General features: G+C 67.5%; 25 protein-coding genes and 1 pseudogene. 21 read left to right on the top strand and 5 right to left on the bottom strand.

Going from position 1 to position 23573, the window contains the following annotated elements; genetic code table 11:
• Positions 1-314 precede the first annotated feature (314 nt).
• Both AWC07_RS06400 and AWC07_RS06405 read left to right on the top strand, forming a co-directional pair.
• Positions 315-1655 (top strand): replication-associated recombination protein A, encoded by a 1341-nt coding sequence (locus AWC07_RS06400; protein ID WP_036411774.1) that lies wholly within the window; start codon positions 315-317, stop codon positions 1653-1655.
• Positions 1652-1976, top strand: a pseudogene (locus AWC07_RS06405) (hypothetical protein). The gene AWC07_RS06400 and the pseudogene AWC07_RS06405 overlap by 4 nt, the downstream one beginning before the upstream one ends.
• A gap of 394 nt (positions 1977-2370) precedes the next feature.
• Here AWC07_RS06405 and AWC07_RS06410 read toward each other — a convergent pair.
• Together AWC07_RS06410 and AWC07_RS06415 are read right to left on the bottom strand one after the other, a co-directional pair.
• Entirely contained in the window at positions 2371-2994 is a 624-nt protein-coding gene (locus AWC07_RS06410) for a hypothetical protein (RefSeq protein WP_036411775.1), read from the bottom strand.
• A gap of 190 nt (positions 2995-3184) precedes the next feature.
• Positions 3185-3805, bottom strand: a complete 621-nt coding sequence (locus AWC07_RS06415; RefSeq protein ID WP_036411831.1) for an antibiotic biosynthesis monooxygenase — start codon at positions 3803-3805, stop codon at positions 3185-3187.
• A gap of 173 nt (positions 3806-3978) precedes the next feature.
• On the opposite strand from AWC07_RS06415, the gene AWC07_RS06420 reads away from it, so the two are divergent.
• The 12 genes from AWC07_RS06420 (at position 3979) to aroQ (ending at position 14346) form a co-directional block, all read left to right on the top strand.
• Entirely contained in the window at positions 3979-4392 is a 414-nt protein-coding gene (locus AWC07_RS06420; protein ID WP_167380021.1) for a YjbQ family protein, read from the top strand.
• A 92-nt stretch (positions 4393-4484) separates the two neighbouring features.
• A complete protein-coding gene (gene alaS / locus AWC07_RS06425) occupies positions 4485-7190 on the top strand; it encodes an alanine--tRNA ligase (RefSeq protein ID WP_036411777.1) in 2706 nt (901 codons plus the stop codon).
• A complete protein-coding gene (ruvX, locus tag AWC07_RS06430; RefSeq protein ID WP_036411778.1) occupies positions 7191-7703 on the top strand; it encodes a Holliday junction resolvase RuvX in 513 nt (170 codons plus the stop codon).
• On the top strand, positions 7696-8943 hold the full coding sequence (locus tag AWC07_RS06435; protein ID WP_036411779.1) for an endolytic transglycosylase MltG: 1248 nt from the start codon (positions 7696-7698) through the stop codon (positions 8941-8943). The genes ruvX and AWC07_RS06435 overlap by 8 nt, the downstream gene beginning before the upstream one ends.
• Positions 8921-9745 (top strand): shikimate dehydrogenase, encoded by an 825-nt coding sequence (locus tag AWC07_RS06440; protein WP_036411781.1) that lies wholly within the window; start codon positions 8921-8923, stop codon positions 9743-9745. Before AWC07_RS06435 ends, AWC07_RS06440 begins: the two co-directional genes overlap by 23 nt.
• 10 nt (positions 9746-9755) lie before the next feature.
• Positions 9756-10190: a prepilin peptidase gene (locus AWC07_RS06445; RefSeq protein WP_036411783.1), complete on the top strand. Its 435-nt coding sequence runs from the start codon at positions 9756-9758 to the stop codon at positions 10188-10190.
• Positions 10191-10249: 59 nt separating this feature from the next.
• Positions 10250-10537 (top strand): type II toxin-antitoxin system Phd/YefM family antitoxin, encoded by a 288-nt coding sequence (locus AWC07_RS06450; protein ID WP_425271223.1) that lies wholly within the window; start codon positions 10250-10252, stop codon positions 10535-10537.
• Positions 10534-10944: a type II toxin-antitoxin system VapC family toxin gene (locus AWC07_RS06455; RefSeq protein ID WP_036411784.1), complete on the top strand. Its 411-nt coding sequence runs from the start codon at positions 10534-10536 to the stop codon at positions 10942-10944. The genes AWC07_RS06450 and AWC07_RS06455 overlap by 4 nt, the downstream gene beginning before the upstream one ends.
• A gap of 120 nt (positions 10945-11064) precedes the next feature.
• The gene (gene aroC / locus AWC07_RS06460; RefSeq protein ID WP_036411785.1) at positions 11065-12270 is read left to right on the top strand and encodes a chorismate synthase; all 1206 of its coding nucleotides are present in this window, start codon (positions 11065-11067) and stop codon (positions 12268-12270) included.
• Positions 12271-12287: 17 nt separating this feature from the next.
• Positions 12288-12824 (top strand): shikimate kinase, encoded by a 537-nt coding sequence (locus AWC07_RS06465; RefSeq protein ID WP_036411786.1) that lies wholly within the window; start codon positions 12288-12290, stop codon positions 12822-12824.
• Positions 12821-13909 (top strand): 3-dehydroquinate synthase, encoded by a 1089-nt coding sequence (aroB, locus tag AWC07_RS06470; protein ID WP_036411788.1) that lies wholly within the window; start codon positions 12821-12823, stop codon positions 13907-13909. The genes AWC07_RS06465 and aroB overlap by 4 nt, the downstream gene beginning before the upstream one ends.
• Positions 13906-14346: a type II 3-dehydroquinate dehydratase gene (aroQ, locus tag AWC07_RS06475; RefSeq protein ID WP_036411835.1), complete on the top strand. Its 441-nt coding sequence runs from the start codon at positions 13906-13908 to the stop codon at positions 14344-14346. The genes aroB and aroQ overlap by 4 nt, the downstream gene beginning before the upstream one ends.
• Here the strand turns inward: aroQ and AWC07_RS06480 are convergent.
• On the bottom strand, positions 14343-15092 hold the full coding sequence (locus AWC07_RS06480; protein ID WP_084293453.1) for a B-4DMT family transporter: 750 nt from the start codon (positions 15090-15092) through the stop codon (positions 14343-14345). The genes aroQ and AWC07_RS06480 overlap by 4 nt on opposite strands.
• Positions 15093-15124: 32 nt before the next feature.
• Here AWC07_RS06480 and AWC07_RS06485 point away from each other — a divergent pair, with 32 nt between their 5' ends.
• Genes AWC07_RS06485 through AWC07_RS06500 form a run of 4 tightly spaced genes read left to right on the top strand, consistent with a single transcriptional unit; the run spans position 15125 to position 17753 of the window.
• Complete coding sequence (locus AWC07_RS06485; RefSeq protein ID WP_036411791.1) at positions 15125-16243, top strand: M24 family metallopeptidase; 1119 nt, start codon at positions 15125-15127, stop codon at positions 16241-16243.
• 15 nt (positions 16244-16258) lie between these two features.
• A complete protein-coding gene (efp, locus tag AWC07_RS06490; RefSeq protein ID WP_036411793.1) occupies positions 16259-16822 on the top strand; it encodes an elongation factor P in 564 nt (187 codons plus the stop codon).
• 2 nt (positions 16823-16824) lie between these two features.
• Entirely contained in the window at positions 16825-17349 is a 525-nt protein-coding gene (nusB, locus tag AWC07_RS06495) for a transcription antitermination factor NusB (RefSeq protein WP_036411795.1), read from the top strand.
• Positions 17346-17753 (top strand): hypothetical protein, encoded by a 408-nt coding sequence (locus tag AWC07_RS06500; protein ID WP_036411798.1) that lies wholly within the window; start codon positions 17346-17348, stop codon positions 17751-17753. Before nusB ends, AWC07_RS06500 begins: the two co-directional genes overlap by 4 nt.
• 24 nt (positions 17754-17777) lie before the next feature.
• Here AWC07_RS06500 and AWC07_RS06505 read toward each other — a convergent pair whose 3' ends face one another.
• The gene (locus AWC07_RS06505; RefSeq protein ID WP_036411799.1) at positions 17778-19253 is read right to left on the bottom strand and encodes a dihydrolipoyl dehydrogenase family protein; all 1476 of its coding nucleotides are present in this window, start codon (positions 19251-19253) and stop codon (positions 17778-17780) included.
• A 255-nt stretch (positions 19254-19508) separates the two neighbouring features.
• On the opposite strand from AWC07_RS06505, the gene AWC07_RS06510 reads away from it, so the two are divergent.
• The 3 genes from AWC07_RS06510 to AWC07_RS06520 are packed head-to-tail and all read left to right on the top strand — an operon-like array spanning position 19509 to position 22991.
• Entirely contained in the window at positions 19509-22346 is a 2838-nt protein-coding gene (locus AWC07_RS06510) for an aminotransferase class I/II-fold pyridoxal phosphate-dependent enzyme (RefSeq protein ID WP_036411801.1), read from the top strand.
• A gap of 4 nt (positions 22347-22350) precedes the next feature.
• On the top strand, positions 22351-22575 hold the full coding sequence (locus tag AWC07_RS06515; RefSeq protein WP_036411803.1) for a ribbon-helix-helix domain-containing protein: 225 nt from the start codon (positions 22351-22353) through the stop codon (positions 22573-22575).
• Entirely contained in the window at positions 22572-22991 is a 420-nt protein-coding gene (locus tag AWC07_RS06520; protein ID WP_036411804.1) for a type II toxin-antitoxin system VapC family toxin, read from the top strand. Before AWC07_RS06515 ends, AWC07_RS06520 begins: the two co-directional genes overlap by 4 nt.
• Before the next feature lie 273 nt (positions 22992-23264).
• Here AWC07_RS06520 and AWC07_RS06525 read toward each other — a convergent pair.
• A partial coding sequence (locus AWC07_RS06525) for a hypothetical protein (protein ID WP_208622368.1) occupies positions 23265-23573 on the bottom strand: 309 nt, incomplete at its 5' end.

The following is a 23573-nucleotide window of genomic DNA, read 5'->3' on the forward strand; positions in this document are numbered from 1 at the left end:
CCCGTAACCCGGTGGCGGGGGAGGCGGCGGCGTGGTCCCGTAACCCGGTGGCGGGGGAGGCGGCGGGTAGCCCGCGGTGCTGTGATCGCCGCCCTGGGGGTCGGTGGGAGTGCCTGGGTGTTCTGGCGGCTGACTCATCGCTGTCCTAAGTGGCTGGTCGTTCGCTCTCGCCTGTATGCGCGTGGAACTAGCAAACCGGAACTTAGCAAATGTGGGCCGGAGGCGCGCGGATTGGTGGTGCTCCTTTTACGGGTGACGTCCCCGGCGCGTGCGACACCTCGGCCCCCATAGGGCGCGCGTGGTATGTCTGAAGCGTGTCCGACGGTCTGTTCGACCTGCCCGGCGCGCCGAAGCCGACCGATCATGGCCTCGACGTGTCAGCCGGCGCGCCGCTGGCGGTGCGGATGCGCCCGGGGTCGCTCGATGAAGTGGTCGGGCAGGACCACCTGCTGGCGGCGGGGTCGCCGTTGCGCCGCCTGGTCGAGGGGTCGGGCGTAGCGTCAGTGATCCTCTACGGTCCGCCCGGAAGCGGCAAGACGACGCTGGCAGCGCTGGTCTCGCAGGTCACCGGACGCCGGTTTGAAGCCCTGTCGGCGTTGTCGGCCGGGGTCAAAGACGTCCGAGCCGTCATCGACGAGGCACGGCGGGGGCTTCTTGCCGGCGAACAAACGGTGCTGTTCATCGACGAGGTGCACCGATTTTCCAAGACCCAGCAGGACGCGCTGCTGTCGGCGGTGGAGAACCGGGTGGTGTTGTTGGTCGCCGCGACTACCGAAAATCCGTCCTTTGCGGTGGTGGCCCCGCTGCTGTCGCGATCGCTGATCCTGCAGCTGAGGCCGCTGACCCCCGACGACATTCGGATCGTCGTGCAGCGCGCAATCGAGGATCCCCGCGGGTTCGGTGGGCGCGTGGTGGTGACACCCGAGGCCGTCGACCTGCTGGTGCAATTGGCCGCCGGGGATGCGCGCCGGGCGCTGACCGCGCTGGAGGTGGCTGCTGAAGTCGCCGAGCAGGTCACCGTCGAGGCGATCGAGCAATCCCTGGACCGGGCCGCGGTCCGCTACGACCGCGACGGTGACCAGCACTACGACGTCGTCAGTGCCTTCATCAAATCGGTGCGTGGCTCCGACGTCGACGCCGCGCTGCACTATCTGGCCCGCATGCTCGTCGCCGGTGAGGACCCCCGGTTCATCGCGCGGCGGCTGATGATTCTGGCCAGCGAGGACATCGGCATGGCCGACCCGACCGCGCTGCAGACCGCGGTCGCCGCCGCCCAGACCGTGGCGCTGATCGGTATGCCGGAGGCCCAGCTGACGCTGGCCCACGCCACTGTGCACTTGGCCACCGCGCCGAAGTCCAACGCCGTCACCACGGCCCTGGCCGCGGCGATGGCCGACATCAAGGCGGGCAAAGCCGGCCTGGTCCCGGCTCATCTGCGCGACGGGCATTACTCCAGTGCCGCGGCGCTGGGCAATGCGCAGGGCTACACGTACTCCCACGACGACCCGGATGGTGTTGTGGCTCAACAGTATCCGCCGGACGAGCTGGTGGGCGTGAACTACTATCGGCCCACCGGTCGCGGCGGCGAACGGGACATGGCCGGCCGGCTGGACCGGCTACGGGCGATCATCCGCAAGAAACGGGGACGGGCATGAAGGCCTTCACCGACGACGAGATGAACCAACTGCAGCCCGCCGCCAGGCCCTACAGCGTTGTCATCCTCAGGCAAGGACCGAAGTTCGGTGAGGAGGCGGCACCGTCGATCGTCTGGGAGCACGGGCGCCGCAACTTCGCACTGCGCGACGAGGGTGTGCTGGCGGGTCACCGACGGTTCCGATGTCTGCGGCATCGGGGTGTTCGCGGCGACGGTTGACGACACCGCGGCGATCATGAACGACGACCCGGGCGTTGCCGCGGGAGTATTCACCCACGAGGTACATCCTTGCCGAGGCTTTGCGGGTGACGCCCTGCCCTGACGACAGCGCGGCTGGCTTGTCCACTGCGTCTTGTCCACTGCGTCTTGTCCACTGCGTCTTTGTCCACATCGAGGCGCAAGACGTCCGTGGGTGTTGCTGTAATGGCTGCCTCCGGGAAGCGGTAGACGAGTGCCCGGCTCAGCGGGCTTCGAGTGTGCGTCCAGGGCTTCGAGTGTGCGTCTGTGGTTTCGAGTGTGCGTCCAGGGCGACCGACGGGCCCTTGAATTCGCCGTCAGCGCACTCTCGACGCCATGACCGCACACTCGACGCCATGAGCGCACTCTCGAAGCCCTGGACGCACACTCGACGCCATGACCGCACACTCGACGCCATGAGCGCACACTCGACGCCCTGAGCGCACACTCGACGCCGTCAGCGCACCCTCGACGCCGGGTCAGACCAGCTCAGGCACGCGCAGGTGAGCGATCGCCAGCTCGAATTCGGCGACGTCGAGCACCTCGGCACCCAATTCGCGGACGCGCCTGCTGCGCAGCTCCGTGGCTTGGTCGCGGTTACGGGCCATTGCGTCCATGGTGTCGAATGTGGTGGACGATACTGCACGCCGGCACGCGGGGTGATCAACCATCAGGCTGGCACTGCAGAACCCGTCCAGAGCCTCCATCTCGGGCAACACCTGCGTCCCGTAAAAGTTCAGGGAACGCTCGATCTGGTCAGGCACAACTTTGAGCCAGGTGGCCCGCACGCATGCTCCGGGATGCGAGCGGTGGTCGCGGTGCATCAGCGCGATGTTCCATTCTTCGACCCGCGCATTGCCGGAGAACATCATCGCGGCCCGATCGCGGATGGGAGCCACCCGCTCGGCGCTGGCGCGCATCGCTTCCAAGGTCTCCCAAGAGCTGGTGGCGATGCATGTGCCGGACTGCCGGTCGACCAATAGCGACAGTCCGACGTATCCGTCGATCGCTTGGAGGGCGGGCATCACGACATCGCGAATGTGAGCGATTCCAATGTCGACCGACAAGGGTTGTGCCTGGATGGTGGTAGAGCGTGCGTACACGATCGGCCCCTCCTGTGTCGGGGCGGCGCCCCGGTGGCGCCACCGGTCCCACCGAATACCTTCCTCCTACCCGACAGCCGTGGCAATGGGCACCGCTAGTGACCATGCCGCGAGGGGCTGACCAGCGTGGCTACCGGCCGAATGGCGGATTCGGCCGGTAGCCCATCGACTTACCCTCGCCTGGCCCCGATCAGATCAGCTCCGGCACCCGAAGATGTGCCAACGCCAGTTCGAAGTCGCATTCGTCGAGTTCTTCGGCGCCCGCCTCTGCCATTGACGAGGTCTTGAGGGCCGTGATCCGGTCCCTGTTGCGCTCCAGCGCGTCACTGGTGTCGAACGTCGCGCAAGCCACGGCACGCCCCGATGCGCGGTCTACCATCAGGCTGGCGCTGCAGAACCCTTCCAGGTCCTCGAGTTGGGGCAAGACTGCCGATTTGTAGTAGTCGACGCCTTGGTCAACTTGGTCCGGCGACACTTTGACCCAGGTCGCTCGCACGTATGCGGCCTCGCTCGTGCGGTGGTCGCGATGCAACGCCGCAATCTCCCATTCCTCGACATTGGCAGGGCCCTGGAATACCTCCGCGCACCGATCCCGCACGGGGACTAGCTGTCCCGCATTGGCACGCCTTGCTTCTTCGGTCTCCCACGCCGTGGTGATGATGCACCGGCCCGTCTGGCGGTCGACCATAAGGGACAAGCCGATGCACCCGTCTATCTGCGGGATTGCGGGCATGACCTCATCGCGAACATGCGCGATTCCGGCATCGATGGATTCAGGTTGCGCCTGAATCGTGGTAGATAGTGCGTGCACGATCCACCCCTCTTTCCCTATCTCGGGGCGGCGCCCCGGTGGCGCCACCGGTCCCACGTCCACCTTCCCCCTGCCGACTGGCCGTGGCAATAAGTTTCGGGGCCCATCTTGGACGATCCTGGATCGCCGGGCCGCGAAAGCCGTCCCGGTAGGCTGGGCGGGTGTATACCGATGTGCTCGACGTTGACACCACGCGTCGCCGCATTGTCGATCTCACCGACACGGCGCGCGGCTTCTGCGCGTCACACGGTGACGGGCTGTGCAACGTGTTCGTCCCGCATGCGACGGCCGGGGTCGCGATCATCGAGACCGGCGCCGGCTCCGACCATGACTCCCCCGCAAGCGGGAGGTGCCCCCAGATCGACACCCTGGAAAGACTGCTGCCGCGCGACGACCGCTATCGGCACGCGCATGGCTCTCCCGGTCGCGGCGCCGACCACGTGCTCCCGGCCCTGGTCGCCCCGTCGGTGACGGTGCCCGTCTCGGGCGGCGAGCCGCTGCTGGGCACCTGGCAAAGCGTCGTTCTGGCCGACCTGAACCGGGATAATCCGCGGCGCTCGGTGCGTTTGAGTTTTGTGGAAGGCTGAGCGGGCGCTAAGCGGTTTTAGACAGCCTTCGAATAGGCCGGCGAATAGGCTGGTAATGAATCTGACCAAGGAAACTTAGGGAAGCGACGACAGTGCAGACACACGAGATCAGGAAACGGTTCCTCGATCATTTCGTGAAGGCCGGTCACACCGAGGTGCCCAGCGCATCGGTGATCCTCGATGACCCCAATCTGTTGTTCGTCAACGCCGGCATGGTCCAATTCGTGCCCTATTTCCTGGGACAGCGCACACCGCCGTATGCGACGGCCACCAGCATCCAGAAGTGCATCCGCACCCCCGACATCGACGAGGTGGGCATCACCACCCGGCACAACACCTTCTTCCAGATGGCCGGCAATTTCTCGTTCGGCGACTACTTCAAGCGCGGAGCGATCGAACTGGCGTGGTCGCTGCTGACCAACGGCGTCGCCGCCGGCGGATACGGGCTCGACCCCGAAAAGATTTGGGCCACAGTCTATCTCGATGACGACGAGGCCGCCGGCCTGTGGCAGGAAATCGCCGGCCTGCCGCCGGAGCGGATCCAGCGCCGCGGTATGGCCGACAACTACTGGTCCATGGGCATTCCCGGGCCGTGCGGACCGTCATCGGAGATCTACTACGACCGCGGCCCCGACTATGGCCCCGAAGGCGGGCCCATCGTCAACGAAGACCGTTACCTCGAGGTGTGGAACCTCGTCTTCATGCAAAACGAGCGCGGCGAGGGAACCACCAAAGAGGACTACGAGATCCTGGGCCCACTGCCCCGCAAGAACATCGACACCGGCATGGGTGTCGAGCGGGTCGCGCTGGTTCTGCAAGACGTGCACAACGTCTACGAGACCGACCTGTTGCGACCGGTCGTGGACACTGTGGCCTTGGTCGCCGCGCGCCCGTACGACGCCGGAAATCACGCCGATGACGTGCGGTACCGCATCATCGCCGACCACAGCCGCACCGCGGCGATCCTGATCGGCGACGGCGTCAGCCCCGGCAACGACGGCCGCGGCTACGTGTTGCGCCGGCTGCTGCGACGCGTCATCCGGTCGGCCAAGCTGCTCAACATCGACACCCCGATCGTCGGCGACCTGATGGCCACCGTGCGCGACGCGATGGGTCCGTCGTATCCCGAGCTGGTCAGCGACTTCGACCGGATCAACCGCATCGCCGTCGCCGAGGAGACGGCGTTCAACCGCACACTGGCTTCGGGCTCCAGACTTTTCGACGAGGTCGCCGGCACCACAAAAGCCAAGGGCGCGACGGTGGTTTCCGGTTCGGACGCCTTCACTTTGCACGACACCTACGGGTTCCCGATCGAGCTCACCCTGGAAATGGCCGCCGAATCCGGGCTGACGGTCGACGAGGGCGGCTTCCGCGAGCTGATGGCAGAGCAGCGCCGCCGAGCCAAGGCCGACGCCGCCGCGCGCAAGCACGCGCACACCGATCTGACCGCGTACCGCGAGCTGGTCGACGCCGGCCCCACCGAATTCACCGGATTCGACGAGCTCACGTCGGAAGCACGAATCCTGGGCATCTTCGTCGACGGCAGGCGGGTGCCGGTGGTGGCTCACAGTGACGCCGTCGAGGCCGATCGGGTGGAGCTGGTGTTGGACCGCACTCCGCTCTATGCCGAGTCGGGCGGGCAGATCGCCGACGAGGGAACCATCCGCGGAACCGGATCGGGCAGCAGCGCCCGGGCTGCGGTCACCGACGTGCAGAAAATCGCCAAAACCCTTTGGGTGCATAGGGTTAACGTCGAGTCCGGAGAGTTCGTGGAGGGCGACATCGTCATCGCGGCCGTCGACCCGGGCTGGCGCAGGGCTGCCACGCAAGGTCACTCAGGGACCCACATGGTGCACGCCGCGTTGCGGCAAGTGCTGGGGCCCAACGCGGTTCAGGCCGGCTCGTTGAACCGACCGGGCTATCTGCGGTTCGATTTCAACTGGCAGGGGCCGCTCACCGAAGACCAGCGGACCCAAATTGAAGAGGTGGCCAACGAAGCGGTGCAGGCCGATTTCGAAGTGCACACCTTCACCGAGCAGCTCGAAAAAGCCAAGGCGATGGGCGCGATGGCGCTCTTCGGCGAAAGCTACCCCGACGAAGTCCGGGTCGTCGAAATCGGTGGGCCGTTCTCGCTGGAGCTGTGCGGGGGCACCCACGTCGAGAACTCGGCGCAGATCGGGCCGGTGACCATTCTGGGCGAATCGTCGATCGGCTCCGGGGTTCGCCGGGTGGAGGCCTACGTCGGGCTGGACTCCTTCCGCCACCTGGCCAAGGAGCGCGCCCTGATGGCCGGGCTGGCCTCGTCGCTGAAGGTGCCCTCCGAGGAAGTCCCGGCGCGAGTGGCCAACCTGGTGGATCGGCTCAAGGCCGCCGAAAAGGAGCTGGAACGCGTCCGTCTGGCGAATGCGCGGGCAGCTGCGGTCAACGCCGCCGCCGGAGCCGAACTCATCGGTAACGTCCGGGTGGTGGCACAGCGCATGTCGGGCGGCATAACATCGGCCGATTTGCGTTCCCTGGTGGGTGATATCCGCGGCCGGCTGGGTAGCGATCCGGCGGTGATCGCGCTGATCGCGGAAGGCGAGAACGACAGCGTGCCCTATGCCGTCGCGGCCAATCCCGCCGCGCAGGACCTGGGGATTCGCGCCAACGAGCTGATCAAACGTCTGGCCGTGGCCGTCGACGGCCGCGGCGGCGGCAAGGCCGACCTGGCCCAGGGTTCCGGAAAGAAACCGACCGGCATCGACGCCGCGCTCGACGCGGTCCGCGCCGAGATCACGGCGATAGCGCGGGTCGGTTGAGTGAGCGCCCCACCTCAGCGCCAGCCCGACCGGCCCGGCGATTCAGAACCCGGACCGGGACGACGCCTCGGCATTGACGTGGGGAGTGTGCGGATCGGCGTGGCGTGCAGCGACCCCGACGGCATCTTGGCCACTCCGGTGGAAACAGTGCGCCGCGACCGCTCCGGCAAGCACCTGCGCCGGCTGGTTGCGCTGGCCGCCGAACTGCAGGCCGTCGAGGTGGTGGTCGGACTCCCGCGCACGCTGGCCGACCGCATCGGCCCGGCGGCCCAGGACGCGATCGACCTGGCTGATGCGCTGGCACAGCGCATCAGCCCGACACCGGTGCGGCTTGCCGACGAGCGGCTGACCACGGTCAGTGCGCGGCGATCACTGCGCCAGGCGGGCATCCGGGCCAAAGATCAACGTATGGTCATCGACCAGGCCGCCGCCGTGGCAATCCTGCAGTCGTGGCTGGATCAACGCCGCAGTGCAGCGCCCGGACCGGTAACCGGGAACATGGCCGATGGCTGAGGACGTCGACCGTCAGCGGGCCGAGCCGGTGGCGGTGGGGCCGCACCGGCACCGGATGAGCAGAGCAGACCGGCGCAAGCGCAGCCACAGCCGCAGCCGGTGGCGGCGCATCCTGGGCGGATTGGCCTTCAGCGTGCTGGTCGCGGTCGTGGTGACGGCCGTGGTCTTCGGCGGCAAGCTCTGGCGCCTCATACTGGGCGCCGGGAACGACTACACCGGAACCGGCAAGCACGACCTCGTGATTCAGATCGAGGCGGGCGACTCGACCACGGCGGTCGGGGAGACGCTGTACAAGCACGGCGTGGTGAAAACGGTTCGGGCGTTCGTCGACGCCGCGCACGGCAACGAGGCGATTTCGTCGATTCAGCCCGGCTACTACCGGATGCGCACTGAGATTCCGGCAGCCAACGCGGTCGCCCGGCTGGCCGACCCGAAAAGCCGGGTGGGCAGGCTAGTCATCCCAGAGGGACGTCAACTCGACGACACCACCGACATGAAGACCAACGCGGTCACCCCCGGAATCCTCGCGTTGATCTCGCGGGCGACATGCGTGGACCTCGACGGGGATAGACACTGCGTTCCGGTGGCTGACCTTCGCGCCGCCGCCAGCAAGAGCACGCCGACGACGCTGGCGGTGCCGCCGTGGGCGGTTGAGCCGGTGATCGAACTCGGCGATGACCATCGCCGCATCGAGGGGCTCATTGCGCCGGGCACCTTCAATGTCGACCCGTCGGCCTCGGCGGGAGCCATCCTGTCGTCGCTGATCAGCGCGGGTGCCGTGGAGTATGCCAAAGCGGGTTTGGTGGATACCGCTACGTCGCTGGGCCTGTCACCCTACGACATCTTGGTGGTGGCGTCGCTGGTGCAGCAGGAATCCAGCGTCCAGGATTTCCCGAAGGTGGCGCAGGTCATCTACAACCGCCTGCACGAACACCGCACGCTGGAGTTCGACTCGACTGTGAATTACTCGCTGGATCGCCGGGAAGTGGCCACCAGCGACGCCGACCGCGCGCTGCGGACGCCGTGGAATACCTACATGGCCGAAGGGCTGCCGGCGACCGCGATCTGCTCGCCTGGGGTGGACGCGCTGCACGCGGCCGAACATCCCGCCCCCGGGGACTGGCTGTATTTCGTCACCATCGACTCTCAGGGCACGACGCTGTTCACCCGGGATTACCAGCAGCATCTGGCCAACATCGAGCTGGCTAAACACAACGGTGTCCTCGACAGCACCCGCTAGAAAAGCCACGAAGGCCGGGGTTCTCGGCAAGCCGATCGCGCATTCGAAGTCTCCGCAATTGCATCTGGCCGCCTATCGGGCGCTGGGCCTCGACGACTGGACCTACGAGCGCATCGAGTGCACGGCCGAGCAATTGCCGGCCGTCGTCGGCGGGTTCGGGCCGGAGTGGGTCGGCGTATCGGTGACCATGCCGGGCAAGTTCGCCGCCCTGCGGTTCGCCGACGAGCGAACCGCCCGCGCCGAGCAGGTTGGTTCGGCCAACACGCTGGTGCGCACGCCACGAGGTTGGCGGGCCGACAACACCGACATCGACGGGGTGACCGGCGCTCTCGGCGCGGCTTCCGGAGACGCGGTGGTGCTGGGCTCCGGCGGCACCGCGCCGGCCGCGGTCGTCGGGCTGGTCCAACTCGGCGTCACCGGTATCACCGTCGTGGCACGAAATCCCGGGAAAGCGGCCCGGTTGGTCGACCTGGGCACGCAGGCCGGCGTGACGAGCAGGTTCTGCGCCCTCGACGATGCCCGGTTGGCCGACGAAGTGGCCACCGCCGCGGTACTGGTCAGCACGCTGCCGGCCGACGTCGCGGAACGGTATGCGCGGACGTTGGCCGGGGTTCCCGTGCTGCTGGACGCCATCTACCACCCGTGGCCCACCCCGCTGGCGGCGGCGGTGACGGCTGCCGGCGGCCGGGCGATCAGTGGACTGCAGATGCTGCTGCATCAGGCGTTCGCCCAGGTGGAGCAGTTCACCGGCCTGCCCGCGCCGCGGGAGGCGATGACTTGCGCATTGGCGGAACTGGATTAGCCTGCCGCGCATGCGCATTGGCGTGGCTGCGGTGGTGCTGGCCTGGATGGCCGTGTTGAGTTGCTACGACCTCCGGCAACGTCGGCTGCCCAACCTGCTGACGCTGCCTGGGGCGGCTGCGGTCCTGCTCGCGGCGACGATCGGCGGCCGTGGGCTGGCCGCGCTGGCCGGCGCGACGGCCCTGACCGCGGTGTACCTGTTGGTGCACCTGCTGGCACCGACGGGGATGGGTGCCGGTGACGTCAAGCTGGCTGTTGGTGTGGGCGCGCTGGCCGGCTGCTTCGGCGCCGACGCGTGGTTTCTGGCGGCGCTGGCGGCGCCGCTGCTCACGGCGGTGTGTGGCGTGGTTGCCCGGTTTATCGGCGGCGCCGACACGACCACCGTTCCGCATGGACCTTCGATGTGTGTCGCCACCGCCGGGGCGCTGGCAATGGTGTTGATGTGAGCTCGGGTTTGCGTGCGCGCGAGACCATGAGCCCACGATGTAGCACATTGAGTGCTACCATGGGAGCCGTGGAAGCGATCGGGGTACGAGAGCTACGGCAGCACGCATCGAGGTATCTCGCCCGGGTTGAAGCCGGCGAGGAACTCGGCATCACCAACAACGGGCGGCTCGTCGCCCGACTCGTTCCGGTGCGGGCGGCAGAGCGTTCTCGCGAAGCCCTGATCGAATCAGGCACCCTGATTCCGGCCCCACGCCCGCAGAACCTTCTCGACGTGACAGCCGCACTGGCGCCAGACCGCAAGCGCACTCTCTCCGACGTTCTCGATGAGATGCGCAACGAGCAGTGATTTACCTGGACACCTCGGCCCTGACCAAGTTGCTCATCGCCGAACCGGAGACGGCCGATCTGCGCAGCTGGCTGACGGCACAACGAGGCCAGGGCGAATCCGCGGCGACGAGCGCGCTCGGACGGGTCGAGTTGATGAGAGTCGTTGCCCGGTACGGGGAACCGGCCCAAGTTGAACGCGCACGTTATTTACTCGACGGGCTCGACATTCTTCCGCTCACCGCGCCGGTGATCAATCTCGCCGAAACGATCGGCCCGGCTACCCTGCGCTCGCTCGACGCGCTTCATCTCGCAGCGGCAACGCAGATCAAGCGGGAGCTGACCGCGTTTGTGACCTATGACCACCGTTTGTTGGCCGGCTGCCTCGAGGTCGGGTTCGTGACCGCATCGCCTGGCGCAGTCCAATAGTCATCGGAACCGACCGACAATGCGTCGGCCTGCCAGGTCGCATGGCAGGGGGCCGCTGGTCGCGACATACGGCTCAAGCCGGTCGGCGGTCGTGGGGCGTGCACATGGGAAGATGTTCGGGTGTTGCGCTGGATCACCGCGGGCGAATCCCATGGCCGGGCATTGGTGGCCGTGGTCGATGGCATGGTCGCCGGAGTGGACGTCACCTCGACCGAGATCGCCGATCAGCTGGCCCGCCGCCGGTTGGGCTACGGTCGCGGCGCTCGGATGACCTTCGAGCGGGACGCGGTGACCGTGCTGTCCGGCGTGCGCCACGGCAGCACGCTGGGCGGGCCCATTGCCATCGAGATCGGCAACACCGAATGGCCCAAGTGGGAAACCGTGATGGCCCCCGATCCGGTCGACCCGGCACAGCTGCAGGATGTGGCCCGCAACGCGCCGCTGACCCGTCCGCGTCCGGGCCACGCCGACTACGCCGGCATGCTCAAGTACGGGTTCGACGACGCCCGGCCGGTGCTCGAGCGGGCCAGCGCCCGCGAGACCGCCGCCCGCGTGGCCGCCGGAACCGTCGCGCGGCAGTTCCTCAAACAGGCGCTGGGTGTCGACGTGTTGTCCCATGTGATTTCGATCGGCCCGTCGGCGCCTTACGACGGCCCGCCGCCCCGGGCCGAAGACCTGCCCGCGATCGATGCCAGCCCGGTCCGCGCGTTCGGCAAGGCGGCCGAGCAAGCCATGATCGCCGAGATCGAAGCGGCCAAGAAAGACGGCGATACCCTGGGCGGCGTGGTGGAGGTCGTGGCGCTGGGCCTGCCGGTGGGGGTGGGATCGTTCACCAGCGGTGACAACCGCCTGGACAGCCAATTGGCCGCGGCCGTGATGGGCATACAGGCGATCAAGGGGGTGGAGATCGGTGACGGATTCGAGACCGCGCGCCGTCGCGGCAGCCGCGCCCACGACGAGATGTACCCCGGGTCCGACGGTGTTGTCCGCTCGACCAACCGGGCCGGTGGGCTCGAAGGCGGGATGACCAACGGCCAGCCGCTGCGGGTGCGCGCCGCGATGAAGCCCATCTCCACCGTGCCGCGGGCGCTGGCCACCGTCGACCTGGCCACCGGCGACGAGGCCGTCGCCATCCACCAGCGCTCCGACGTGTGCGCGGTACCGGCCGCCGGAGTGGTGGCCGAGGCCATGGTGGCGCTGGTGCTGGCGCGCGCGGCCCTGGAGAAATTCGGCGGCGATTCGCTGACCGAAACCCGCCGCAACATCGAGGCCTACCAGCGCGCCGTCGCCGACCGCCTGTCACCGGCCGCTCGGGTGTCGGGATAGCCGGGGTAGGCAATCAGATGGCACCAATTGCGGTACTCGTGGGACTGCCGGGATCCGGCAAGTCCACCATCGGCCGGCGGCTGGCCAAAGCCCTCGGGGTCGGTCTGCTCGACACCGACGCGGCCATCGAGCAGCAGACCGGGCGCAGCATCGCCGACATCTTCGCCACCGACGGCGAGCAGGAGTTCCGGCGCATCGAGGAAGACATGGTGCGCGCGGCATTGGCCGACCACGACGGGGTGCTGTCGCTGGGCGGCGGCGCGGTCACCAGCCCGGGCGTGTGCGCGGCCCTGGCCGGCCATACCGTCGTCTACCTGGAGATCAGCGCCGCCGAAGGGGTGCGGCGCACCGGCGGCAACACCGTGCGGCCGCTGCTGGCCGGGCCCGACCGGGGCGAGCGGTACCGGTCGCTGATGGCCAACCGGGTGCCGCTGTACCGGCGCGTCGCCACCATTCGGGTCGACACCGACCGTCGCAACCCCGGGGCGGTGGTGCGCTACATCATGTCGCGGCTGCCGACGCCCAGTCAGACACCCAGTCAGGCGGCCACATGACCGAAACCGGCGCGCCCGCGACGGTGCACGTTGCCGTCGACCCGCCCTACCCGGTGGTGATCGGCATCGGTGTGCTGACGCAACTGGACGAGTTGCTGGCCGGTCGGCACAAGGTCGCCATCCTGCATCAACCCGTGCTGGCCGACACCGCCGAGACCATCCGGAAACGCCTGGCCGACAAGGGCATCGACGCGCACCGCATCGAAATACCCGACGCCGAGGCCGGCAAGGACCTGCCCGTCGTCGGATTCATCTGGGAAGTGTTGGGCCGCATCGGACTCGGCCGTAAAGACGCTCTGGTCAGTCTCGGTGGGGGAGCCGCCACCGACGTCGCCGGCTTCGCGGCGGCCACCTGGTTGCGCGGTGTGTCGATCGTGCACGTGCCCACCACGCTGCTGGGCATGGTCGACGCCGCCGTCGGCGGCAAGACGGGCATCAACACCGATGCGGGCAAGAACCTGGTTGGGGCGTTTCACCAGCCGCTCGCCGTGCTCGCCGACCTGGCGACGCTGCAGACCTTGCCGCACAACGAAATCGCCTGCGGGATGGCCGAAGTCGTCAAGGCCGGGTTCATCGCCGACCCGGTGATCCTGGATCTCATCGAAGCCGACCCAGAGGCTGCCCTGAACCCGAAAGGCGATGTGCTGCCGGAGCTGATCCGCCGGGCGGTCGTCGTCAAGGCCGAGGTGGTCGCCGCCGACGAAAAGGAATCCGAGCTGCGCGAAATCCTCAACTACGGCCACACTTTGGGCCATGCGATCGAGCGCCGCGAGCGGTACCGGTGGCGGCATGGCGCCGCGGTGTCGGTCGGGTTGGTGTTCGCGGCCGAGCTCGCCCGGCTTGCCGGACGTCTGGATGAGGCCACCGCGCAGCGCCATCGCACGATCCTGTCGTCGCTGGGCCTGCCGGTCAGCTACGACCCGGACGCGCTGCCCCAGTTGCTGGAGTTCATGACGGGCGACAAGAAAACGCGGGCCGGTGTGCTTCGGTTTGTGGTCCTGGACGGACTGGCCAAGCCGGGACGGTTGGTGGGGCCGGATCCGGGGCTGCTGGTGACGGCCTACGCCGGAGTGTGCGCCGCATGACGGTGACGGTGAACGTGATCAACGGTCCGAACCTGGGCCGGCTGGGCCAGCGTGAGCCTGCCGTCTACGGCAGCACCACCCACGCTGAACTGGCTGCTCTGATCGAGCGGGAGGCCGCCGAACTCGGACTCAAAGCCGTTGTGCGGCAAAGCGATAGCGAAGCGGAACTGCTGGAATGGATTCATCGGGCCGCTGACGCCGCCCAACCGGTGATCCTCAACGCCGGCGGCCTGACGCACACCTCGGTGGCGTTGCGCGACGCCTGCGCGGAACTGAGCGCGCCCCTGATCGAGGTGCATATCTCCAATGTCCATGCCCGCGAGGAGTTCCGGCGGCACTCCTACCTCAGCCCGGTCGCCACTGGCGTGATCGTCGGGCTCGGTGTCCAGGGCTACCTGCTCGCCCTGCGGTATCTGGCGAACACCGCCGAACGCTAGTCCTGCTTGGGCTTGTGATCGGGCTTGGTCTCGTCGTCGAGACGGATCGCCTCGGTGCGTGCCTCGGAGTCGGTCGTGGGGATCGTCTCGGTGGGCGCCTCGGACTCGCCGGTGCGGATCACCTCGGTCGCAGACTCATGCTCTGCGGTGGCGATCGTCTCGGTGGGTGCTTCGCGTTCGACGGTGGCAACGGCGGTGGGCGCGGTGGCCTGCGCCTCCGCCCGGGCCGGCTGGATCTCCCCGGTCGGCGTCTCGTCGGCGCGCACGGCGGAGAATACGTCGGTATCGCCACGACCCCTGGATCCGTCGTGCACGGGGGCCGGGGGGGCATTGCGATCGATACGCCAACGGCCGACGGCCACCCCGATGATCGCGAACAGGAAGACGATGAGGGCGGTGAAGGCCGCAAACGTCGTCAGCTCGTTGATCAGCCCACCGGCGTAGACGCCGTTGTAGAAAACGGCGATGAGCCAGGTCACCGCACCGCTGAGCACCCCGGCTGTCAGCCCGGCCAGCAGCCAGGTCATGGCCAGATCTCCGCGGCGGTCCGGGTCCGGGTTGGCTTTGGCGTCGGCGTTTCCGTCGGCGAGTCCCCACACCACGACGGCGATGATGTACAACGCCAGAAGCACCAGGCTGATCAATCCGGCCTGAGTCTGCCAGGCGTTGATCAGCGCCCCCTGAAAGAGACGTAGAACGACCATCGCGGCGGCGAACACCAGTCCGCGCAGCATCCAGTTAGTCATGGGAATTCAGCGTAGCTGTACCGTCAACGGTCGTGACACATTCCCAGCGTCGACACAACCTGAAAGCCAAAATCGGTGCCGCCGGACTGGATGCGATGCTGGTCACCGATCTGATAAATGTCCGATATCTATCCGGTTTCAGCGGCTCCAACGGCGCGTTGCTGGTGTTCGCCGACGAACGCGAAGCGGTGTTGGCCACCGACGGCAGGTACCGTATTCAGGCCGCCCAGCAGGCCCCCGACCTCGAGGTGGTCATCGAGCGGGCACTCGGCCGTCACCTGAGCTGCCGGGCGGCCGAGTGCGGCGTCGGCAGGCTGGGTTTCGAGAGCCATGTGGTCACGGTGGACGGTTTGGATGCCCTGACGGCTGGTCTGCAGGACACCGGCACCGAGCTGGTCCGGGCTTCCGGGATGGTGGAGACGCTGCGTGAGGTCAAGGATGCCGGTGAGCTCGCATTGCTGCGGCTGGCCTGCGAAGCAGCCGACGCCGCGCTTACCGACCTGGTGCGGCGCGGCGGTCTGCGCCCGGGACGCACCGAGCGGGAGGTGGCCCGCGACCTGGAAGGGCTGATGTTCGATCACGGCGCCGACGCGGTGTCGTTCGAGACGATCGTGGCGGCCGGACCGAATTCGGCCATCCCGCACCACCGTCCCACCGACGCGGAGCTGGCCACGGGTGACTTCGTCAAGATCGACTTCGGCGCGCTGGTCGCCGGCTATCACTCCGACATGACCCGCACCTTCGTGCTGGGCAAGGCGGCCGACTGGCAGCTGGAGCTCTATCAGCTGGTTTCCCAGGCGCAGCAGGCCGGTCGCGAGGCGTTGCGCCCGGGTGCGGAGCTGCGTGAGGTTGACGCCGCCGCGCGTCAGTTGATCACTGACGCGGGCTACGGCGACAATTTCGGCCACGGTCTGGGACACGGCGTTGGCCTGCAGATACACGAAGCGCCGGGCATCGGGGCGACATCCGCCGGTACACTACTTGCGGGCTCTGTGGTGACCGTGGAGCCCGGCGTCTATCTACCCGGCCGCGGCGGTGTCCGCATCGAGGACACATTGGTAGTGCCCTCTAAGACGCCAGGCGCCTCAGAAAGCGCCGGACAGACCCCGGAATTGTTGACCCGGTTCCCCAAGGAACTGGCCATTTTGTAGGAGATTTAGCAGACCGTGGCGACCACCGCTGACTTCAAGAACGGACTTGTCCTGGCGATCGATGGACAGCTGTGGCAGATCGTCGAGTTTCAGCACGTCAAGCCGGGCAAGGGGCCGGCGTTCGTGCGCACCAAGCTGAAGAACGTGCTGTCGGGCAAGGTCGTCGACAAGACCTACAACGCCGGGGTGAAGGTGGAAACCGCCACCGTGGACCGCCGCGACACCACCTACCTGTACCGCGACGGCTCGGACTTCGTGTTCATGGACAGCCAGGACTACGAACAGCACCCGCTGCCGGAGTCCCTGGTCGGCGACGCCGCGCGGTTTCTGCTGGAGGGCATGCCGGTGCAGGTGGCCTTCCACAACGGGGCGCCGCTGTACATCGAGCTGCCGGTGACGGTCGAGATCGAAGTCACCCACACCGAGCCGGGCCTGCAGGGCGACCGGTCCAGCGCCGGCACCAAGCCGGCCACGCTGGAGACCGGCGCGCAGATCCAGGTGCCGCTGTTCATCAACACCGGGGACAAGCTGAAGGTCGATTCGCGCGACGGCAGCTACCTGGGCAGGGTCAACGCCTGAGCATGCCCGAGGGAAAACCGGGCAAGCCGGTCAAAGGACGCCATCAGGCCCGCAAGCGCGCGGTGGACCTGTTGTTCGAGGCCGAGGCGCGGGGCATGAGCCCGCTCGAGGTGGTCGAGTCCCGCACCGCACTAGCGGCAGCCAAGCCGGAAGTCGCGCCGTTGCATCCCTACACGGCCGCGGTGGCGCGCGGCGTCGGTGAGGATGCCGCCCACATCGACGACCTGATCGCCGCGCATCTGCAGGGCTGGACGCTGGATCGGCTGCCCGCGGTGGATCGCGCCATTCTGCGGGTCTCGGTGTGGGAATTGCTGCATGCCGACGACGTCCCTGAACCGGTAGCCGTCGACGAGGCCGTCGAGCTGGCCAAGGAACTGTCCACCGACGAGTCGCCCGGCTTCGTCAACGGAGTGCTGGGGCAAGTCATGCTGGTGACGCCGCAGATCCGCGCGGCCGCTCACGCGGTCCGCAAGGCGGTGCCTGGAGATGCGGAACGCCTGCCGGAAAACCAAGGATCGTGTTCATGAGCAGACTCGAATTGCGTGTCGTGATCGCCGCCTGGATGGCCGCGGCGGTGGTGCTGGGCGCGGTGATCTGCGCTGCCTACGGCTGGGCCATTGTCGCCTCGGCGCTGTCGATCTATGCGCTGGGGGTCGGCGCTTGGCTGTATCACAGCATCGAGCGCCTGATCCTGGCCCGCCGGATCAGCACGGTCCGCTCGGCGGCCAAGCCGCTGCAGCCGCTGCTGCCGGTGATGGCGGCCATCATGGGCCTGACCCAGGCGGTGGTGCGATCCCTCGGCGACGTCACCGACCTGCCCGCGCGCCGCTGGGAATTTCCGCAATTCCCGCAGCTTCCGATGCTGCGCTGGGTCGACAGCACGTTGGGCAACCGGCGGATCATCGACAGCGACGACGAGCTGGACGGCTGACCCACCGGGTTTTCGGCGCGGCTCCTAAACGACCACGAAAAACGAATCGCGGTAGGCCTCGAGAAGCCGCAGCCATAATTCGCTGACGGTCGGGAAGCACGGCACGGCGTGCCACAACCGGTCGATGGGCACCTGGCCGGCGACGGCGATGGTGGCCGAGTGCAGCAGCTCAGTGACACCCGGGCCGACCATGGTCACCCCGAGCAGGTGGCCGCGATCGACGTCGACCAGCATTCGCACCCGGCCCGTGTACCCGTCGGCATAGAGCTTGGCTCCCATGACGACGTCCCCGATTTCGACGTCGATGGCCTTGACCCGATGCCCGGCCTGCACCGCCTGTTCCTCCGTGAGCCCGACCGCGGCGACTTCGGGGTCGGTGAAGAGGGCCTGCGGCACGGCGTGATGGTCTGCGGTGGTCGCATGAACGCCCCACGGCGCGGTGTCCAACGGCGTGCCCGCGGCACGGGCGCCGATGGCCGCACCGGCAATGCGCGCTTGGTACTTGCCCTGGTGGGTCAGCAGCGCACGGTGATTGACATCCCCGGCCGCGTAGAGCCAACCATCTTCGACGGCGCGCACGGAGCAGGTGTCGTCGACGTCGAGCCAGCTGCCGGGCGTTAATCCGACTGTTTCCAAGCCGATATGGTCGGTGAGGGGTTTTCGGCCGGTGGCAAACAGTATTTCGTCGACCTCAAGCTCGGTGCCGTCGGTCAACGCGAGCGCTAACGGGCAGTACGGGTAAGCCCGGCTGAGTTCGCGGACTGTCACACCCGTGCGCACGTCCACACCGGCCTCTGTTAGACCGCGGCTGACAAGCTCTCCCACAAAAGGCTCCATCCGCGGCAGCAGGCGCGAGCCTCTGGCCAGCAAGGTCACCTTTGAGCCCAATCCTTGCCAGGCCGTTGCCATTTCGACACCCACGCCGCCGGCCCCGACAACGGCGAGCCGGTTCGGGACATCGCTGCTGTCGTTGGCTTCGCGGTTGGTCCAGGGCCGAGCTTCGGCCAGGCCGGGCAAGTCGGGGATCGCGGTCCGGCTTCCGGTGCAGATGACAACCGCGTGCCGGACGGCCAGCACCACCTCCCTGCCGCTGGGTGTCGTGACCACAACTCGTCGCGGACCGTCCAACCGTCCATGCCCACGGACCAGCGTCGCTCCGATACCGGCCACCCAGTCGACCTGGCCGGTGTCGTCCCAGTCGTTCACGTAGCGGTCGCGGCGGCCGAAGACACCGGCCGGGTCGATCGAACCGGTGACCGCCTCGCGCGCCCCCTCGACCCGGCGCGCGTCAGAGATCGCGCGGACCGGACGCAGCAGCGACTTGCTGGGCACGCAGGCCCAATACGAACATTCGCCCCCGACGAGCTCACGTTCGACCACTGCGACATCCAGGCCGGCCGCCCGGGTGCGGTCCGCGACATTCTGGCCCACCGGACCCGCCCCGAGCACCACTACGTCGTATGTCTGGTCGTACGTCTGTTCCTGTTGGTCGGCCGCCATGGCCGAAATCCTATGTGCAGGTCTGCGCCGCCGCTTTTCCCCAGCCTGGTTGAGGACTTGCGCAGGTCCGCGCCGGGCGCCAGTCCACACCCTCCCGCTCGCCGGGTCGACGGCGTAACCTCGCGGCATGCGCTGCGGCAACCGGGCACCGTCGGATCCCGAGTGTGTCCGTACCGGTCACTATTTCCGTCTGGCACGCGAATAATCACAAGTTGCACCGAATGGCGCTACCGCACCACAAGAACAGGTGACGACATGTACCGAGACAGCTCCCGCCAGCGACGACTTCGCGTCTCCGCGTTGGCGGCAGTCGCCAACCCGTCGTACACACGCATCGACACGTGGAACCTGCTCGACGACGCGTGCCGCCACCTGGCCGAGGTTGACCTCGCCGGGCTGGACATCACCCACGACATGGCGAAGGTCAAGCGGCTGATGGACCGCATCGGCGCCTACGAGCGGTACTGGCTGTACCCGGGCGCGGAGAATCTGGCGACGTTCCGCGCCCACCTGGAGAGCAAGTCCACCGTGCGGCTCACCGAAGAGGTGTCGCTGGCCGTGCGCCTGCTCAGTGAATACGGTGACCGCACAGCGTTGTTCGACATCTCGGCGCCGCTGGCCGACCAGGAACTGGTGGCCCAGGCCAAACAGCAGCAGTTCTACACGGTGTTGCTCGCTGACGACGCGCCCCCCACGGCTCCGGAGAGCCTGGTCGAGTGCCTCCGGGAGCTGCGCAACCCCGACGACGACGTCCAGTTCGAGATCCTGGTGGCGCCCAGCGTCGAGGACGCCATCACCGCGGTTGCGCTCAACGGCGAGATCCAGGCCGCGATCATCCGCCACGACCTGCCACTGCGTTCCCGCGACCGGTTGCCGCTGATGAATACGCTGCTCGGTCCCAACGACACCGAGGGCGGGGTGGTCATTCCCGATCGCCCGCACGACTGGATCGAATGTGGCGAGTGGATCAGGGAGCTACGGCCGCACATCGATCTCTACCTGCTCACCGACGAGTCGATCGCGGCGGGCGACGGCGACGAGCCGGATGTCTACGACCGGACGTTCTACCGGCTCAACGACGTGACCGACCTGCACAGCACGGTGCTGGCCGGGCTCCGGAACCGGTTCGCCACACCGTTTTTCGACGCGCTGCGCGCCTACGCCGCCGCACCCGTCGGCCAATTCCACGCGCTGCCCGTCGCGCGGGGCGCCAGCATCTTCAACTCCAAGTCGCTGCAGGACATGGGGGAGTTCTACGGCCGCAACATCTTCATGGCCGAAACCTCGACCACCTCCGGCGGCCTGGACTCGCTGCTGGACCCGCACGGCAACATCAAGAAGGCGATGGACAAGGCCGCGGTCACCTGGAACGCCAACCACACCTACTTCGTCACCAACGGAACGTCGACGGCCAACAAGATCGTCGTCCAGTCCCTGACCCGGCCCGGCGACATTGTGCTCATCGACCGCAACTGCCACAAGTCGCACCACTACGGCCTGGTATTGGCCGGTGCGTACCCCCTGTACCTGGACGCCTATCCGTTGCCGCAGTTCGCCATCTACGGGGCGGTGTCGCTGCGCACGATCAAGAAGGCGCTGCTGGATCTCGAGGCGGCCGGGCAGCTGCACAAGGTCCGCATGCTGCTGCTCACCAACTGCACCTTCGACGGTGTCGTCTACAACCCGCGGCGGGTGATGGAGGAGGTGCTGGCGATCAAGCCGGACATCTGCTTCCTGTGGGACGAGGCGTGGTATGCGTTTGCCACCGCGGTGCCGTGGGCCCGGCAGCGGACCGCGATGGTGGCTGCCGAGCACCTCGAAGACATGCTGGCGTCCGACGAATACGCCAAGGAATACCGGCAGTGGTCGGCGTCGATGCAAGGGGTCGATCGGTCGGAATGGGTTGACCGGCGGTTACTGCCCGACCCTGCTCGTGCGCGGGTGCGGGTGTACGCGACGCACTCCACCCACAAGTCACTGTCGGCGCTTCGGCAGGCGTCGATGATCCACATTCGCGACCAGGATTTCAACGCACTCGCCCGCGACGCGTTCGGTGAGGCGTTCTTGACCCACACCTCGACGTCGCCAAACCAGCAACTTCTGGCCTCGCTGGACCTGGCGCGCCGGCAGGTCGACATCGAGGGATTCCAGTTGGTCCGGCAGGTCTACGACATGGCACTGGTGTTCCGGCACCGGGTCCGCAAAGACCGGTTGATCAGCAGGTGGTTCCGCATTCTCGACGAGTCCGACCTGGTGCCCGAGGAGTACCGTGCCTCGTCGGTCAGCTCCTACCGTCAGGTCAGGCAGGGCGCGCTGGCCGAATGGAACGAGGCGTGGCGGTCCGACCAGTTCGTGCTGGACGCGACCCGGGTCACCCTGTTCATCGGTGCGACCGGGATGAACGGATACGACTTCCGCGAAAAGATCCTGATGGAGCGGTTCGGCATCCAGATCAACAAGACGTCGATCAACAGCGTGCTGTTGATCTTCACCATCGGCGTGACGTGGTCGAGCGTGCACTACCTGCTCGACGTGCTGCGCCGGATTGCCACCGACTTCGACCGGACCCAAAAGGCGGCCAGTGCCGCCGACTGGGCGCTGCACCGGCGCCGGGTCGAGGAGATCACTCTGGACCTGCCGCACCTACCCGACTTCAGCGAGTTCGACGTGGCCTTCCGTCCCGACGACAACAGTGTCTACGGCGACACCCGATCCGCCTTCTACGCCGGCTATGAAGAGTCCGACCGGGAATACGTGCTGATCGGCATGGCTGGGCGGCGGCTAGCCGAGGGACGAAAGCTGGTGTCGACGACGTTCGTGGTGCCCTACCCGCCCGGGTTCCCGGTGCTGGTCCCGGGCCAGGTGGTGTCCAAGGAGATCGTCTACTTCCTGGCGCAGCTCGACGTCAAAGAAATCCACGGCTATAACCACGAACTCGGGTTGTCGGTGTTCACCGATGCTGCGCTGAAGCGGATGGAAGCGGCCCGCAACGCGGTCACCGCGGCGACTGGCAACGGCAGTCGGCAGCAGCCGATTGCGGCATCGGCGGCCGTCATCTTGCCGTCTCGGGAGCGGGACCTGGCGGTACCATGATGCGGTGCGCACCACTCTGAAAATTGATGACGACGTCTTAGAAGATGCGCGCAGCATCGCCCGCGCGGAAGGTCGGTCGGTAGGCGCGGTGATTTCTGAGTTGGCGCGCAGGTCGCTGCGGCCCGTAGGGATTGTCGTGATCGACGGGCTGCCCGTGTTCGACGTCCCGGCGGATGCGCCAGTCATCACCGACGAAGATGTCGCCCGGGCGCTTGAGGAAGACGTGTGACCGCGCTGCTCGACGTGAACGTGCTGATTGCCTTGGGCTGGCGGAATCACGTTCACCACACGGCGGCGCGGGAATGGTTTACGCAGTCTTCGTCGAGTGGATGGGCTACCACGCCGGTCACTGAGATGGGTTTTGTTCGCATTTCGAGCAATCGCAGGCTGATGCAGGTGTCGACGACACCGGCGACCGCTATCGCGCAATTGGAGGCGCTGAGAGATCTTCCGGGCCACGCGTTTTGGCCCGACGACGTGCCGTTGGTGGTCGGCGAGGGTGGCGATCGGGCGGCTGTGTCGACTCACCGTCTTGTGACGGACCGTCATCTGATCGCGTTGGCCGTCCGCTATGGCGGGCGGCTGGTTACGTTTGACGCGACACTGGCCGATTCGGCGTCGGCCGGGGTTGTTGAGCTGTTGTAGCTCAACGGCGATGCGCTTCAATGAGCTCGGTACCAAGCGCGCCGTTGCCGCCAGCCCCGCCGGACTCACCGGTCCCGCCAGGTCGACGCAGGGGATTGGTTCATGTGCCGTCGCCACGGCCAGCGTGGATGGTAGTGCGCTGCCAGTACCTGCGATACCGGAACCGGCCATCGTCGGGTAAGGGCTAACGGCTGGCCGTCTCCCCGGTTCCCAGGTGGCTCGAAAATCGTTGCGGCGGTAAGGGTGTCGGTACGCCGGGCGGTAATACCCCGGCTACGGCGCCCCGGGGGCGCCGGGCGTACCGAACAACTGTCCGCCCTGGCCGCCGGCCCCGCCGGCCCCAGGAGTGGCGCCGGGGCCGCCGCCGTCGCCGCCGTCGCCGCCGTCCCCGCCGTTGCCGATCAGCCGGGCGTTGCCGCCGTTGCCGCCGGCCCCACCATCCCCGTTGGATGCGCCGCCGGCGCCGCCGCCGCCGATGAGCCAAGCGTTGCCGCCGACGCCGCCGTTGCCCCCGGCCCCGCCGGCGCCCTGGACCCCGACGCCGCCGGCGCCGGCACCCCCGCCGACTCCGCCGTTGCCGAT

The sequence above is a fragment of the Mycobacterium gastri genome (assembly GCF_002102175.1).
Classification (GTDB): Bacteria; Actinomycetota; Actinomycetes; order Mycobacteriales; family Mycobacteriaceae; genus Mycobacterium; species Mycobacterium gastri.

Bases quoted from the DNA above. Each gene is read 5' to 3' on its own strand.
- AWC07_RS06435 (WP_036411779.1), top strand. From the start codon at position 7,696: ATGGCTGAGGACGTCGACCGTCAGCGGGCCGAGCCGGTGGCGGTGGGG.
- AWC07_RS06445 (WP_036411783.1), top strand. From the start codon at position 9,756: ATGCGCATTGGCGTGGCTGCGGTGGTGCTGGCCTGGATGGCCGTGTTG.
- AWC07_RS06450 (WP_425271223.1), top strand. From the start codon at position 10,250: ATGGGAGCCGTGGAAGCGATCGGGGTACGAGAGCTACGGCAGCACGCA.
- AWC07_RS06465 (WP_036411786.1), top strand. From the start codon at position 12,288: ATGGCACCAATTGCGGTACTCGTGGGACTGCCGGGATCCGGCAAGTCC.
- aroB (WP_036411788.1), top strand. From the start codon at position 12,821: ATGACCGAAACCGGCGCGCCCGCGACGGTGCACGTTGCCGTCGACCCG.
- aroQ (WP_036411835.1), top strand. From the start codon at position 13,906: ATGACGGTGACGGTGAACGTGATCAACGGTCCGAACCTGGGCCGGCTG.
- AWC07_RS06480 (WP_084293453.1), bottom strand. From the start codon at position 15,092: ATGACTAACTGGATGCTGCGCGGACTGGTGTTCGCCGCCGCGATGGTC.
- nusB (WP_036411795.1), top strand. From the start codon at position 16,825: ATGCCCGAGGGAAAACCGGGCAAGCCGGTCAAAGGACGCCATCAGGCC.
- AWC07_RS06500 (WP_036411798.1), top strand. From the start codon at position 17,346: ATGAGCAGACTCGAATTGCGTGTCGTGATCGCCGCCTGGATGGCCGCG.
- AWC07_RS06505 (WP_036411799.1), bottom strand. From the start codon at position 19,253: ATGGCGGCCGACCAACAGGAACAGACGTACGACCAGACATACGACGTA.
- AWC07_RS06510 (WP_036411801.1), top strand. From the start codon at position 19,509: ATGTACCGAGACAGCTCCCGCCAGCGACGACTTCGCGTCTCCGCGTTG.